Annotated in this window: 13 protein-coding genes; 8 read left to right on the top strand and 5 right to left on the bottom strand. The window is 61.4% G+C overall.

The genetic code is table 11. The features are described 5' to 3' along the window. Nucleotides 1-17: 17 nt before the first annotated feature. On the bottom strand, nucleotides 18-728 hold the full coding sequence (gene folM / locus AOA59_RS26785) for a dihydromonapterin reductase (protein ID WP_099489656.1): 711 nt from the start codon (nucleotides 726-728) through the stop codon (nucleotides 18-20). 57 nt (nucleotides 729-785) lie between these two features. Then, on the bottom strand, nucleotides 786-1343 hold the full coding sequence (locus AOA59_RS26780; RefSeq protein WP_099489655.1) for an antibiotic biosynthesis monooxygenase: 558 nt from the start codon (nucleotides 1341-1343) through the stop codon (nucleotides 786-788). A gap of 211 nt (nucleotides 1344-1554) precedes the next feature. Between AOA59_RS26780 and AOA59_RS26775 the strand changes: the two genes are divergently transcribed. Continuing rightward, entirely contained in the window at nucleotides 1555-2514 is a 960-nt protein-coding gene (locus AOA59_RS26775; RefSeq protein WP_371919093.1) for a MerR family transcriptional regulator, read from the top strand. A 2-nt stretch (nucleotides 2515-2516) separates the two neighbouring features. Here AOA59_RS26775 and AOA59_RS26770 read toward each other — a convergent pair whose 3' ends face one another. Continuing rightward, the gene (locus AOA59_RS26770; protein ID WP_056858332.1) at nucleotides 2517-3122 is read right to left on the bottom strand and encodes a hypothetical protein; all 606 of its coding nucleotides are present in this window, start codon (nucleotides 3120-3122) and stop codon (nucleotides 2517-2519) included. 58 nt (nucleotides 3123-3180) lie between these two features. Then, the gene (locus AOA59_RS26765; RefSeq protein WP_065930533.1) at nucleotides 3181-3648 is read right to left on the bottom strand and encodes a PAS domain-containing protein; all 468 of its coding nucleotides are present in this window, start codon (nucleotides 3646-3648) and stop codon (nucleotides 3181-3183) included. Between the two features lie 129 nt (nucleotides 3649-3777). Here AOA59_RS26765 and AOA59_RS26760 point away from each other — a divergent pair, with 129 nt between their 5' ends. The 7 genes from AOA59_RS26760 to AOA59_RS26725 all read left to right on the top strand — a co-directional run bounded on the left by AOA59_RS26760 (nucleotide 3778) and on the right by AOA59_RS26725 (nucleotide 13604). Continuing rightward, on the top strand, nucleotides 3778-4233 hold the full coding sequence (locus tag AOA59_RS26760) for a flavodoxin (RefSeq protein ID WP_017135084.1): 456 nt from the start codon (nucleotides 3778-3780) through the stop codon (nucleotides 4231-4233). A gap of 277 nt (nucleotides 4234-4510) precedes the next feature. Further along, nucleotides 4511-5293 carry a class II aldolase/adducin family protein gene (locus AOA59_RS26755; RefSeq protein ID WP_099489653.1) on the top strand — a complete coding sequence of 261 codons (783 nt, stop codon included), beginning with the start codon at nucleotides 4511-4513 and terminating at the stop codon, nucleotides 5291-5293. After that, on the top strand, nucleotides 5293-6195 hold the full coding sequence (locus tag AOA59_RS26750) for an alpha/beta fold hydrolase (RefSeq protein ID WP_065930538.1): 903 nt from the start codon (nucleotides 5293-5295) through the stop codon (nucleotides 6193-6195). The genes AOA59_RS26755 and AOA59_RS26750 overlap by 1 nt, the downstream gene beginning before the upstream one ends. Nucleotides 6196-6313: 118 nt before the next feature. Beyond that, on the top strand, nucleotides 6314-7225 hold the full coding sequence (locus AOA59_RS26745) for an SDR family oxidoreductase (protein WP_099489652.1): 912 nt from the start codon (nucleotides 6314-6316) through the stop codon (nucleotides 7223-7225). 483 nt (nucleotides 7226-7708) lie between these two features. After that, a complete protein-coding gene (locus AOA59_RS26740; RefSeq protein ID WP_056858327.1) occupies nucleotides 7709-9499 on the top strand; it encodes a DUF1302 domain-containing protein in 1791 nt (596 codons plus the stop codon). Nucleotides 9500-9525: 26 nt separating this feature from the next. Continuing rightward, nucleotides 9526-10884: a DUF1329 domain-containing protein gene (locus AOA59_RS26735; RefSeq protein WP_017135078.1), complete on the top strand. Its 1359-nt coding sequence runs from the start codon at nucleotides 9526-9528 to the stop codon at nucleotides 10882-10884. A gap of 224 nt (nucleotides 10885-11108) precedes the next feature. Then, entirely contained in the window at nucleotides 11109-13604 is a 2496-nt protein-coding gene (locus AOA59_RS26725) for a LuxR C-terminal-related transcriptional regulator (protein ID WP_099489651.1), read from the top strand. Here the strand turns inward: AOA59_RS26725 and AOA59_RS26720 are convergent. After that, nucleotides 13601-14476: a helix-turn-helix domain-containing protein gene (locus AOA59_RS26720; protein WP_099489650.1), complete on the bottom strand. Its 876-nt coding sequence runs from the start codon at nucleotides 14474-14476 to the stop codon at nucleotides 13601-13603. The genes AOA59_RS26725 and AOA59_RS26720 overlap by 4 nt on opposite strands. Between the last annotated feature and the right edge of the window lie 51 nt (nucleotides 14477-14527).

The raw sequence follows: 14527 nt of genomic DNA, 5'->3' as shown, positions 1-14527 counted from the left end.
ACATCCTCACAAACGGCTTACTTGATATGCCGCCCGCCGTTGACGGTCAGGGTGGTTCCGGTGACATACGGGTTGTCCAGCAGGTAACGCACACTCTGGTAGATCACATCAGGTCCAGGCTCGATGCCCAGCGCCGACTTGGCCAGCACCTTGGTTCGGTACGCCGCATCGTCGCCCGCGTTGAACATCACCATCGCCGGCGCGATGCCGTTGACCTTGATCAGCGGCGCGAACTGCGCGGCAAACGACAGTGTAAGGCTGTCGAGTCCGGCCTTGGTGGCGCAGTAGGCGATGTGCTGGCGGCTGCCCTTACGCACCACGTCATCGCTGATGTGCACGATATCGGCCGGTGTCGAGCGTTGCAGCAAAGGTGAACAATGCAGGTTGATCAGGTACGGCGCAAGCATGTGCACGCTGAACATATCGGTGAAGGCGCGGCTTTCGTCGCCGGGCGTTTCCGCAACCCACGCCGACGCGTTGTGGATGATCGCACGCAGGCTGTCGGTATGGGTTTTCAGTTCGGCGATAAAGGCCAGAATCCCGGCCTCAGTGGAGAAGTCGGCAAACACGCCGAGCGCACCACGCTCACGCAAGGCCTCAACGCCCGGGCGTTCGCTACGGTAGCTGAAAATCACCGCGTGGCCTCCGTCCAACAGGCGCTCGGCACAATACAAGCCGACACGCTGGCCGGCACCGGTGATCAGGATCGGGGCGTTGGTTACCGTCATGGGAGGCTCGAGTCGCTGGCAGGCTGAAACTATACCAGCGACCGGCCGCCCCTGTACTCACGCAGCGGCTTCGGTAGCCTTGGGCGTGGGCGTTGGATGCAACCAACTTGCGAGCAGATGGGTCGAGAGCGGAATAAAGAAGTACACCATCAATGGCGTGAGTGCCAGGGTACTGACCAGCACACGCGCGAACATGTCCAGCTCGCTGAGCAGCGGCCCCAGGCCGAAGTTAAACAACAGCGACACCGGGAAAAATGCCAGCCAGATCGCTACCGCCTGTTTCCAGCGCGGTGGTCGTGCGCCCACGGCGCCGAACCAGCCGTCGATGCCGCTGACGCGATGCTCGGACGGGTCGGCAAACAGTTCGCTGCCACGGCTTAGCCAGGCGCTGCGCGAGGCGGAGAACTCCCAGGCATGCAGGGTTTTTTCATCGGCGAAGCGGAAGATGATCTGAAACTCATCATCATGGGGCGGCGGCGCAAGCACACCGGAACCCAGGTAGCCGGGGAAGTCAGTGGCCAATTGCTCGCCTTCGCGCAGCCAGGCCATCAATTCTTCATAGCGCCCTTTGGCCACGCGGCGCGCAACCATCAAGGTGACGGGAGAGGTAGACATTGTGTATCTCCAAGTAATCAGGTGCGCTGAGCCGGGTAGGCGGCGCACACAGGTGGCGACCGGGTAAGGTCATCACCAAAAAACAGGCAAGGATTATTCCTGTTTTCAAAAAATACGCCAGTGGCATTGGTCTGACAGGCCAGCCCTTGAAAAGGACAAGTTTAAAAGCGTTAAATGGGATCCACACTTAGATGGATGTTTCTGACCTCTGATGCCTGAAATAACTGCTCAAACTCGCGAAATGGCCCAGGCTCACATCGCTGACCCGGACGAGCTGTACCCGATTCGTGATGTCTCGAGAATGACAGGTGTCAACCCGGTCACCCTGCGTGCCTGGGAGCGTCGTTATGGCCTGATCCAGCCGACACGCACCGAAAGCGGGCATCGGCTCTATTCCAGTGCCGATATTGTGACCATTAATCGCATTCTCGATTGGATTGAGCGTGGCGTGGCCGTCAGCAAGGTCGGCAAGATCCTCGCACGCGACGATCAGCAGGCTGTGGCACTTCATGCCGAGGGCAATGGCGTCGACGAACATGAGTGGTCACAGTGGCGGGCGCGTTTGCTGAACGCGGTCAGCGCCTTTGACGACCGTCAGTTGGAGAGCCTTTACGGCCAGGTTTTTGCGACCTACCCGCTGAGCGTGGCATTCCAGAACATCTTTATGCCGCTGTGGGGTGACCTGCTGCGCCACCAGGGCCGTTTCGGCCAGGCCAGTGAATGGCTTTTTTACGACACCTTCCTGCGCATGCATACCTTTGAGCGCTTAAGACTTGCGAGCAGCTCTCTGGCGCCGCGGGTGTTACTGGCGGCCATGCCGGGCGAATGCCGTAAATTGGAACTGCTGGTGGCGGCGCTGATGCTCAGCCACGAGAACACGCCGGTGAAAGTGCTGGGCATGGGCCAGCCGTTTGATGAGCTGACACTGGTGTGTGAAAAGATCCGTCCCCAGGCGCTGGTGATTTTCTCCAATCATGCGCACAACCATGAACTGGCAGCGCGCCTGAGTCGCCTGGCGCTGACCCTGGATTGCCCGCTGTTGCTGGCCGGTGCCGCAGCGGACCTGGCCGAGCAGGACCTGGCCGGCTCGCCCATCGGCTGCCTGGGCAGTGAAGGGCGCCAGATGCAGAGCCGCTTGCAGCAGTTTCTCGCAGGTAGCCTGGATAGCTGATTTCAGGCGTGTACGTGCGGATGGACCAACCGGTGCTGATGCAGAATGAACTGGCGTAGCCGTTCGATCTCATCCGCGTCACTCTGGCTCAAGCGATAAGCGAACAGGCCTCGCGCGGTTTCCCGTTCCAGCGTGCCGCGCAAGGCAATACGCTCGTAACCGGACGGGCTGAACCACAGGGAAAAGGTTTTCGGCGGTTTGACCCGCCCGCGAATCTCCACCAGCACACCCTTGAATGACACTTCATGCACCCACAGCGCGGCAGGGTTGCCCCGCACGTTTTCCAACGCCACGGGTGCTTCAAGGGCCAGGCGCCATGGGCGGATCATCGGACCGTCTTCAAAAATGCTCGGCACGCCCAGGCGCAGATGCACCGCATGAAACTCGTCTTCCACCAGGTGCAGCGGGAAGGTCAGTTGCTGGTTATCGAACTGCGCCTGGATGGTGACATGGTCGTGCGCGGCCAGCCGCGTGAGCAAATCGCGAATCTGCGCACCGCCATTGACCGTCAGGCTCGACCAGGCATCCCGCAGGTTGAGCTGCGGGTTGTGCTGCATGTCCTGGATAAAATCCAGCTCGTCCTGCGTCAGTAGAGCGTCGCGGTGCATTGATGTAGCTCAAGGAGGAGGCATTAAAAAGCCATTATCGCCCTAAAGGCTGCATTTTTTACACTTTGTTAATTCCGCTCGTCGTCTTGAGCGCCGCCAGCTCATCTTTAAGCTCGGCCACCTGCGCTTCCAGCTGGGCGACGCGTTGTTGCGCTTTTACCTGAATGGTGACGTCTTTTTGTACGCCCACGAAGTAGGTTTGTTTGTCTGCTTGGTTGTACACCGTGGACAGCGACAGCTCGTTCCAAAAGTGCGTGCCGTCCTTGCGGTAATTGCGCAGGATCTCTCGGCACGAACCACCGCTGTCGAGGGCTTCACGAATGGCCATCAGCGCCGGCTGATCGCGGTCACCCGACTGCAGGAAGCGGCAATCCTGATACAGGATGTCGTCCAAGGCGTAACCGGTCATGCGCTCGAACGCCGGGTTCACGTAGATCAGCGGCTTGTCCTGGCCTTCACGTTCGGCGACGACGATGCCGTCGTTGGAAGCGTTAATCACCAGTTGCATCAGTTTGGCGTTGATCATTGAGCAGTCCATCGCATGTTTTTAAAGTCTGAATTCTATGACAACTTTTGAATGTCGCACGGTGTGCGCTGAAATAGTTGCGTCAGCTGCTAATATCCCACGCTTTCGCTCAACCACAGGATCAGATTGATGAAAGTCGCCATCCTTTCCGGCTCGGTCTACGGCACGGCTGAAGAAGTCGCCCGCCACGCCGCCGGCATCCTCAATGCGGCCGGTTTTGAAGCCTGGCACAACCCACGCGCCACCTTGGCCGACGTGCAGGCCTTTGCCCCCGAGGCGTTCCTGGCGGTCACATCGACCACCGGCATGGGCGAACTGCCGGATAACCTGCAACCGCTGTACTCGACCATTCGCGACCAGCTGCCAGCCGCCTGGCGCGGCCTGCCCGGTGCGGTGATCGGCCTGGGCGACGCCAGCTATGGCGACACGTTCTGCGGTGGCGGTGAGCAAATGCGCGAACTGTTCGCTGAGCTGGGCGTGCGCGAAGTACTGCCGATGCTGCGCCTGGACGCCAGCGAAAGCGTGACCCCGGAAGCCGACGCCGAGCCGTGGCTGGCCGAGTTGGTCACTGCACTGCGCGCTTGACCGGGAATTCACGCAGCCAGGCGCCGTCATGCCAGATAAAGGCAATGCCCCAGGGCAAGCGGATGCCGGTGTTCTGGCTCGTGCTCACGGGCTTGCTCAACCTGTTTGCCGTGCCTTTATTGGCGGCACTTCTCTGACACCACTTGTACTATTCTTATGACTGACTCGCTCAGTCATCAAGCTGGCTGCCAAGGCAACTCCTTGCGTCACGGCGTCTGACTAGACTGGCCCCTCACCCAGAAAAATAATAAGAACGCGAACCAAGGAGGTTGTTGCCGTGAGCCTAGCCCCTGTTCTATCGCCACAGCATGTCAAAGAGCAGGTCAGCGCTGCCGAATGGCAGACCCGCGTCGACCTGGCCGCCTGCTATCGCCTGGTGGCGCTGCATGGCTGGGATGACCTGATCTTCACGCATATTTCCGCCAAGGTGCCGGGCACCGATGACTTCCTGATCAACCCTTATGGCTTGATGTTCCATGAGATAACGGCGTCGAGCCTGGTCAAGGTCGATCAGGCCGGCAACAAGCTGATGGACAGCCCCTACGAGATCAACCCCGCCGGCTACACCATCCACAGTGCCATCCATGAAGTGCGCCATGACGTGGTCTGTGTGCTGCACACCCATACCGCTGCGGGCGTTGCGGTATCGGCGCAGAAGCAGGGCGTGCTGCCGATCAGCCAGCAATCCACTTTTGTCCTGTCCAGCCTGGCCTATCACGCCTATGAAGGCGTGGCGCTCAACCCTGAAGAAAAAGCCCGCTTGCAGGCAGACCTGGGCGACAACAATTTCCTCATGCTGCATAACCACGGCCTGTTGACCTGCGCCGGCTCGATCGCCGACACGTTTTTAATGATGTTCACCTTCCAGCGCGCGTGCGACATCCAGGTGCTGGCACAAAACGGCGGCGCCGAATTGATTGCCATCGAGCCGCAGATTCTGGCGGGGGCCAAGGCGATGGTGGCCGTTGTCACAAAGAGCGCCCAAGGTATGGGTGGTGCACTGGCGTGGCCGGCGCTGTTGCGTAAATTGGACCTGCAAGATCCCGGGTATAAAAGCTGATGCCACTCGCCGAGATACCGCTCAGAGCCTGGCGCAAACGTAGTCAGGAATTTCTCTTTCGTGGCCACGTGATCCGTTACTGGGTGGCGGGGCAGGGCGAGCCGTTGCTGTTGATTCATGGCTTTCCCACCGCCAGTTGGGACTGGCACTACCTGTGGCAGCCCCTGGCCCAGCGCAACTTGGTGATCGCCTGTGACATGCTCGGGTTTGGCGATTCGGCCAAGCCGTTGAACCACGATTACTGCCTGCTGGAGCAGGCGGACCTGCAACAGGCGCTGCTCGAACACCTGCGCGTGGAGCGGCCGGTGCATGTGTTGGCCCATGACTATGGCGACAGCGTGGCCCAGGAATTACTGGCGCGCCACTACGACGGCCGCTTTCGGATGGCCAGCTGCGTATTCCTCAATGGTGGGCTGTTTTCCGAGACCCATCGACCGGCGCTGGTGCAGAAACTCTTGCTCAGCCCACTCGGCTGGATGGTCGGCCGCGCCTTTGGGCGCAACGCCTTGTCGAACAGTTTCAGCCAGATATTCGGCCCGAACACGCGGCCCAGTGAAAGTGCACTGGATGACTTCTGGAGCCTGATCAACTGCGGCGATGGCCCGCGCATCCTGCATAAGCTGATTGCTTACATTCCCCAGCGCCGGCGTATGCGTGAACGCTGGGTGGCGGCGATGCAACGCGAAGAGGTGCCGCTGCGGGTGATCGACGGCGAGGTCGATCCCATTTCCGGCGCGCACATGGTGGAGCGTTATCACCAGTTGGTGCCCAATGCCGACTCGGTGTTACTGGCCAATATCGGCCACTACCCGCAGATCGAAGCGCCGGTGCTGGTGCTCAAGCATTATTTGGCGTTTCGTGAACGCATCGGTCAGCCGGCACCGCGTTTGGCCTATTCCTGAGCCGGGCAATCATCCCCCTGCCTTATCGAGCACCATTCAGCCTCGGGCGTATTTATTGTGACCAAAGGCTGCGTGCGTGACACTCAGCCCATTGCCATTGTCGCCAACGGAGTTCGGTATGAGTGAGTCAGTGCAGTTTCAGGATAAGGTCGTGATCGTCACCGGTGCCGGCGGCGGGTTGGGCCGTGCCCATGCGCTGCTGTTTGCCAGGTACGGGGCCAAAGTGCTGGTCAACGACCTCGGCGGTTCGGCCCAGGGCGAAGGCGCGAATGCCTCGGCCGCCGACCGTGTAGTGGCTGAGATTCGGGAGGCCGGCGGTATTGCCGAGGCCAACCATGACTCCGTAACCGATGGTGACAAGATCGTCCAGCACGCCCTCGACGTGTTCGGGCGTGTCGACGTGGTGGTCAACAACGCCGGCATTCTGCGCGACAAGACCTTCCACAAAATGGACGACAGTGACTGGGACCTGGTGTACCGCGTGCATGTCGAAGGTGCCTACAAAGTTACCCGCGCCGCTTGGCCGCACATGCGCGAGCAGGGTTATGGCCGCGTGATCTTTACCGCGTCCACCTCGGGCATCTATGGCAACTTCGGCCAGTCCAACTACGGCATGGCCAAGCTGGGCCTCTACGGTTTGACCCGCACCCTCGCGCTGGAAGGGCGCAAGAACAACATCCTGGTCAACGCCATCGCCCCCACGGGCGCCACGCGCATGACCGAAGGCCTGATCCCGCCGCAGGTGTTCGAGCGCCTCAAGCCGGAGCTGGTCAGCCCTTTGGTGGTGTACCTGGGCAGCGAGGCATGCCAGGACACTTCGGGCTTGTTTGAAGTCGGCGGCGGCTGGATCGGCAAGACCCGCTGGGAACGCAGCCTGGGCGTGGGGTTTGACCCTGAGGCCGGCTTCTCACCCGACGATGTGGCCGCGCACTGGGCGCAAATCTGCGACTTCGAAGGCGCCGCGCACCCCAAGGACAACATCGAAGCGTTGAAAGAGATGATGGCCAATTTACAGAAGTTCAGCCTCTGATCGTTGCTTGAACACCGTTGAATGCTACGGGGCGCTAAAAGCGCCCCGTTTTCTTTTGGGCATAAAAAAGGCCGCTGCAAACGCAGCGGCCGAAGTAAGACGTTGGATCAAGGAGCGACAAATCAACGTCAGTGAACAGCGGTAATAGATTGAAACATTAGGCCAATCTATTGGAATCAGACTTTTCCTGGATTTACCCAAGCGGGCCATTTGCACCTGAAAGTGCGTTAAGAATAGTCGGTTGTAACAAGATGAGTAATAGCAGTTCAGGACAAGGACTGTTGCAATTTCAGTAATGATCGCCTGCGCGCTATCCATCCTCCTGATAATCCCCCATCTGCCTGATCCATGGTGGCACGCAAACCTCGGCCAGGGCGGCTGTTCATCCTTTCGAGCGACACCACGAATACCCCTTTGGTGCGCTTATCGCTCCCGAGGGGCGGCAGTAGGGTGGGGCCTTCTGTCACTCACCGGGGAAGACGCATGACAAAAACAACAATGCGCGCCATCTTCACGCCACAGGCGCTGGCCACGGCGGTTGCGCTGGGCTGTTGCGCCCAGGCACAGGCTGTTTCATTCAACATCGGCGAGATCGAAGGGCAATTCGATTCCTCGCTGTCGGTCGGCGCCAGCTGGGGCATGCGCGATGCCGACAAGAAGCTGGTGGGCATTCCCAACGGCGGCACGGGGCAGGCGTCCACCGGTGATGACGGGCGGCTGAACTTCAAGAAGGGCGAGACCTTCTCCAAGATCTTCAAGGGCATTCACGACCTGGAGCTCAAGTACGGCGACAGCGGCATCTTTGTGCGCGGCAAGTACTGGTACGACTTCGAACTGCAGGACGAAAACCGCGAGTTCAAGCAAATCAGCAACAACCACCGCGATGAAGGCGCGCGCTCGTCCGGCTACGAGTTGCTGGATGCCTTCGTGTACCACAACTATTCCATCGGCGATTTGCCGGGCGCCGTACGCGTCGGCAAACAGGTGGTGAGCTGGGGCGAAAGTACGTTTATCGGTAACTCGATCAACAGCATCAACCCCATCGACGTCTCGGCGTTTCGCCGTCCTGGCGCCGAGATCAAGGAAGGCCTGATTCCGGTCAACATGCTGTTCGCGTCCCAAAGCCTCACCAACCAGCTGTCGGTAGAAGGCTTCTACCAACTCAACTGGGAAAACACCGTAGTGGATAACTGCGGCACCTTCTTCGGTAACGACGTGGTGGCCCACGGCTGCAACGGCAACTACACGGTCGGCAGCCCGGCGATTGCGCCGTTGCAACCGGTGGCCGCAGCGTTTGGCCAGGGCTTTCAGGTGACCCGCGAAGGCGTGGTGGTGCAGCGCGCCAACGACCGCGAAGCGCGCGATGGCGGCCAATTCGGCGCGGCCTTGCGCTGGCTCGGCGATGACACCGAGTACGGCCTCTACTTCATGAACTACCACAGCCGCACGCCCACCGTGGGCACGATCACCGCCAATACCAACCTGGCCACCATCGGCCGTATCGTCAGCACTGCCAACGCCATTGCGCCCGGTAGTGGCTCGGGCCTGGCCCAGAGCACCATGCTCGGGCGTGGCCAGTATTACCTCGATTACCCGGAAGACATCCGCCTCTACGGCGCCAGCTTTTCCACCACCTTGCCCACCGGCACGGCCTGGACCGGCGAAATCAGCTACCGGCCGAATGCGCCGGTGCAACTCAACACTACCGACCTGACCCTGGCGCTGGTCAACCCGATTGCTGGCCAAACCGCCTCGCCCATCCGCAGTTCGTTCGGCTCGGACAACTCAGGCTACCGCCGCAAGGAAATCACCCAGATCCAGAGCACCATGACCCAATTCTTCGACCAGGTGCTGGGTGCCGAACGCCTGACGCTGGTGGGTGAGGCGGCCTTTGTGCACGTCGGAGGGCTGGAAGCCAAGACCAAACTGCGTTATGGCCGCGATTCGGTGTATGGCGCCTATGGGTTTGGCGGCGACACCGACGGCTTCGTCACCGCCAACTCCTGGGGCTACCGCGCCCGCGCGATCCTCGACTACAACAACGTGTTCGCCGGGGTGAACCTCAAACCCAACCTGTCCTGGTCCCATGACGTCAGCGGCTACGGCCCCAACGGCATTTTCAACGAAGGCGCCAAGGCGATCAGCGTCGGCGTAGATGCGGACTACCGCAACACCTACACCGCGAGCCTGAGCTACACCGACTTTTTTGGCGGTGACTACAACACCCTCACCGACCGCGACTTTATCGCCCTCAGCTTCGGCGTGAACTTCTGACTTGGTTTAAGGAAGGACAACAACCTATGCGTAAGCTATTTGCAGTGATGGCCCTGAGTGTACTGGCCGCCCACGTCATGGCCGCCGTCTCGCCCGAAGAGGCCGCCAAGCTCGGCACGACCCTGACGCCGGTCGGCGCCGAAAAAGCCGGCAACGCCGACGGCTCGATCCCGGCCTGGACCGGCGGCATCCCGAAAAATGCCGGCGCGGTGGACAGCAAAGGCTTTCTGGCCGACCCGTTCGCCAATGAAAAACCGCTGTTCGTGATCACCGCCGCCACGGTCGACAAGTACAAAGACAAGCTTTCCGATGGCCAGGTGGCGATGTTCAAGCGCTACCCCGAAACCTACAAGATCCCGGTGTACCCAACCCATCGCACGGTCAACCTGCCGCCGGATATCTACGAGTCGATCAAGCGCAGCGCGCTGAACGTACACGCGATCAACGACGGTAACGGCCTGGAGAACTTCACCGGCAACCGCTACTACGCGTTCCCGATCCCGAAAAATGGCGTGGAAGTGCTGTGGAACCACATCACCCGTTACCACGGCGGCAACCTCAAGCGCATCATCACCCAGGCCACCCCGCAAACGAACGGCAGCTACACGCCGATCCGCTTCGAAGAAGAAGTGGCGGTGCCGCAAGCCATCCCGGACATCGACCAGGCCAAGGCGGCCAACGTGCTGAGTTTCTTCAAGCAATCGGTGACGGCGCCCGCACGCCTGGCGGGCAACGTGCTGCTGGTGCACGAAACCCTCGACCAGGTGAAGGAGCCGCGCCTGGCCTGGATCTATAACGCCGGCCAACGCCGCGTGCGCCGCGCACCGCAAGTCTCGTATGACGGCCCGGGCACCGCCTCCGACGGCCTGCGCACCACCGACAACTTCGACATGTTCTCCGGCGCGCCCGACCGCTACGACTGGAAACTGGTCGGCAAAAAAGAGATGTACATCCCCTACAACAGCTACAAGCTCGATTCGCCGACCCTCAAGTATGACGACATCATCAAGGCCGGGCACATCAACCAGGACCTCACCCGCTACGAGCTGCACCGCGTGTGGGAAGTGGTCGGCACCGTCAAGCCAAGCGAGCGGCACATCTACGCCAAGCGCCACATGTACATCGACGAAGACAGCTGGCAGGTCGCACTGGTGGATCACTACGACGGGCGTGGCCAACTGTGGCGCGTTGCTGAAGGTCATGCGCAGTTCTACTACGACCACCAGGTGCCGGCCTACACCGTGGAAACCCTGTACGACATCATCGCCGGGCGCTACATCGCGCTGGGAATGAAGAACGAGGAAAAGCGCAGTTTCGTGTTCGGCTTTGCGGCCAAGGCGGCGGATTACACGCCAGCAGCCTTGCGGTCCGAGGGCGTTCGCTGATCTCCATTTGAAATGCAATCAACCTGTGGGAGCTGGCTTGCCTGCGATAGCATCACCTCGGTATGGCTGTGAGACCGAGGTGTCTGCATCGCAGGCAAGCCAGCTCCCACATTGGGTTTTGTGCATGGCCACTGATCACCCCGCTGAATACTTCTTCAACAACCGCCAACCACAGGACTAGGGTGGCGTCAGGTTGCATAACAATAAAAACGCAGGATGCAGCAATGACTGCCATGACCCGCTGCCTGGACCGTCCCGGATTCATGCCACGGCTGTCCGCCCATCACCTGTTACGCCCGCAATTGACCGAGCCGTTGCTCGCAGCAACCGTAAGGGTGAAGTTGCTGTGCGCGCCGGGCGGCAGTGGCAAAAGCGCGCTATTGGCCGAGTGTGCCTTGCAGGCGCCCAAGGGTTGCCAGGTTTATTGGCTGCCACTCAATGGCGCGGCCTTGAGCCCCGATGAGTTGTGCCGACGCTTGGCGCACAACCTGGGCCTGGCATTTGTCGATGAAGCCACCTTGTTGCTCGACCTCAGCCGCTGGCAGCCCACGGCGTGGTTGTTCCTGGATGATTACTGCCGCCTGCCCGCGCCCGAGCTGGATGCTTTGCTCGACCGCCTGCTCAGTGTCGCCAGCCCGGCGCTGACCTGGTGGCTGGGCGCGCGGCGGCGGCCCGCGTGCAACTGGCCGCGGCTGTTGCTCGACGATGAACTGTTGACGTGCAGTGAGCTGAACTTCAGCCCGGCGCAGGTCCAGCAATTGCTCGGCCCTGAGCAAAGCCTCGACAGCGTGATGCAGTTCAGCGGCGGCTGGTGCGCCGGGGTACGTATTGCCTTGCTCGGCGATGGTCACCCGGACAAGACCTTGCTCGACTACCTGCAACACGAACTGCTGCGCACCTTGCCGGTGGAGTTGGCTGAGGCCTGGCGGGTATTGGCGCACTTGCCGCGTTTCAACCCGAGCCTGTGCGAGCACCTGTTCGGCGGCGGCGACGGTGACCACTACCTGCGCGAATTGCAGGCATTGGGTGCCTTCATCCAGCCCTGGGAAGACACCGCCGATTGGCTGCAGGTCTTTGCGCCGCTCGCACGCTTGCTGCGCGATGAACCCTGGCCGGCCAAGCGCTCCTGGCATCGGCGCGCTTGCCAATGGTTTACCACCGAGTGCGATTGGCAGGCCGCGTTTGAGCAGGCCTTGCTGGCCGAAGCGTTTGAGGTGGCGGTGAGTCTGTTGCAACACTTCAGTTTTGAGGATCTGTTCCGTCAACACAATGCGCAACTGCTGCTGCGCCTGCATGAGCAGCATGGCGATGAATTGATGCTGGGCTCGGCGCAACTGGTGGGGCTGGTGACGGCCGCACTACTGTTCGCCGGGCGCTTTGAGCAAGCCGGTGTGTGCATCGACCAGTTGGCCCGGTTTGCACCGCAGCCGACGGCAGCGAAACAGCGGCACTTATTGGCGCGCTGGCAGGCGCAATGGGGCTGGTTGTTGCACCTTAATGGCGATGCCGAGCGCTCCCGCGAGCATTTTCTGGAGGCTTTGCAAGCGTTGCCCGACAGCGCCTGGACTTCCCGGCTGATGTGCCTGTCGGGCCTGACCCAGCAAGCCTTGCTGCGCGGCGAGTTGGACGTCAGCCAAGCCTTGAATCGCGAAGCGCTGTGCCTGGCGCGTGCCCATGGTTCATTGCTGTTGGAGGCATTGCTGGAGCTGGATCACGCCCAGTTGTTGGAGCAGCGCGGTGCACCGTATCGGGCGCAAAGCCTGCTGGAAAATGTGCAGGCGATGCTGGCGTGCCAGCGCCTCAAGGCCGGGCCACTGGTAGGGCGCATCGCCCTGCGGCGCGGGCATCTGGCACTGCGCCAAGGCCAGGACACGCTCGCCGGTGAATGTTTCGAGACCGGTTTGAGCCTGTGCCTGCACAGCCAGGACAAGCGCGTGCTCTACGGGTTTCTCGGTCTGGCGTTGCTGGCCGCCAACCATGGCGATTATGCCCAGGCGTTTGCCCAACTGCGCGAAGCGGAGCGCTTGATGCAGCAGCGCCATGTGCCGGACTCGGTCTACCGCGCGGTGCTGTTGTTGGTCAGTGGACACTTCTGGTTGCAGCAGGGCCGTGCGGAACTGACTGTGGAGGCTGTGCGCCGGGTGCTGCGCCACTTCCGTGGGCCACAGGCCCGGCAGGCGCCGCCGGCCACCTTGGAGCTGATTCCACGGCTGGAGTACCTGCTGGTGTTGGCCGAAGTTAAGCTGGGTGTGGCCGTTCAGCCCATGGAGCGTCTGTATGCCTTGCTCGACACCACCCAGCAACGCGGCATGCTCTGCCTGGAAACCGAACTGCACTTGGTGTTGGGCGAAGTGGCCTGGCAGTTGGGCGACTCGGCCGTGGCCCGGCGCGCCTTGCAAACCGGGCTGGAGCTGGCGCAGCGCTGCCAGGTGCAGCAGGCGATTCGCGAGCTGCGTTTGCGTGCGCCGGGGCTATTGAGTGAGCTGGGCCTGGAAACCCCGGCAGCGCCCAGTGGCGTGGTGGAAAACCCGCTGAGCCAGCGGGAACTGGAAGTGCTGCAGCTGATCGCCCAAGGCAACTCCAACCTGGAAATCGCCGACCGGCTGTTTATCTCGCTGCACACCGTCAAGACCCACGCGCGGCGCATCCACAGCAAGCTTGGTGTTGAGCGGCGCACCCAAGCGGTGGCCAAGGCCAAGACATTGGGCTTGATGGTCTAGGCGCAGAACGCCTGGCGGTATTCCCCGGGCGTGGCGCCCACGGCCTGGCGAAAGCGGTGGGTAAAGTGGCTGGCGCTGGAGAAGCCACACCGCCAGGCAATTTCGCCAAGGGGCAGGGCGCCGCCACGCAGCAAGGCTTGCGCACGTGCCAGGCGACGCGCCAACAGGTACTGGTGGGGCGGCAGGCCGAAGCTTTGCCGGAACATCCGCGCAAAATGGTATTCCGACAGCGCACACATACCCGCCAGTTGCCCGAGGCTGATCGGGTCTTCCAGATGGTGGTCGATAAACTCCACCAGCAGCCGGCGCTGATGCGCCGCCAACCCGCCTTTTAAGCGCAGGCCATCGCGTGCGCCGACTTGGCTGAGCAAGGTGTGGCTGAGCATCTCGTGGGCCAGGCTGCTGGTCAGCAGGCGCTCGGCGGGCTCCTGCCAGTTGAGGGCGATCAGTTGGTGAAAGCGCTGGGCCTGGCTGGCGTCTTCGAGGAAGGTGCTTTCGCGCAATTGCAATTCACGCGGCTCGCGGTCAAGCAAGGTGACGCAGCCGAGGGCAAATTGCTCCGGGCTGAAATACACGTGGGCCAGGCGGATCTCACCGTTGATCACCCAGGCCGACTGGTGCTCGGCGGGCAGGATGCAGAGTTTGTCCGGGCCGCCCTTGGTGCCTGGCTGATCGCGCCGAAACGTGCCGGTGCCACCGCCGATGTAGCAGGACAAGGTGTGATGGGTTGGCGCCTGGTAATCCTGCGAATCGTGATGGTTGCTCCACAAGGCCGCAGACAAGCCGTCACCGAGCTCGGCGCAGGCTTCCAGGCGTGCGTTGGGGGAGCGGTTCAGCGCTTGAAAGACTTGCAGGGATTCCAGATCTGGCATGGTTGTGCTCTCCGACGCCTCGCATCCTACTCCCGCTGGTGATGGCTGTGA

It is taken from the genome of Pseudomonas sp. 2822-15 (assembly GCF_002742515.1).
Taxonomy (GTDB): Bacteria; Pseudomonadota; Gammaproteobacteria; order Pseudomonadales; family Pseudomonadaceae; genus Aquipseudomonas; species Aquipseudomonas salomonii.
The sequence above is the reverse complement of the archived record's forward strand: the minus strand, read 5'-3'. Positions and strand labels throughout refer to the sequence as shown.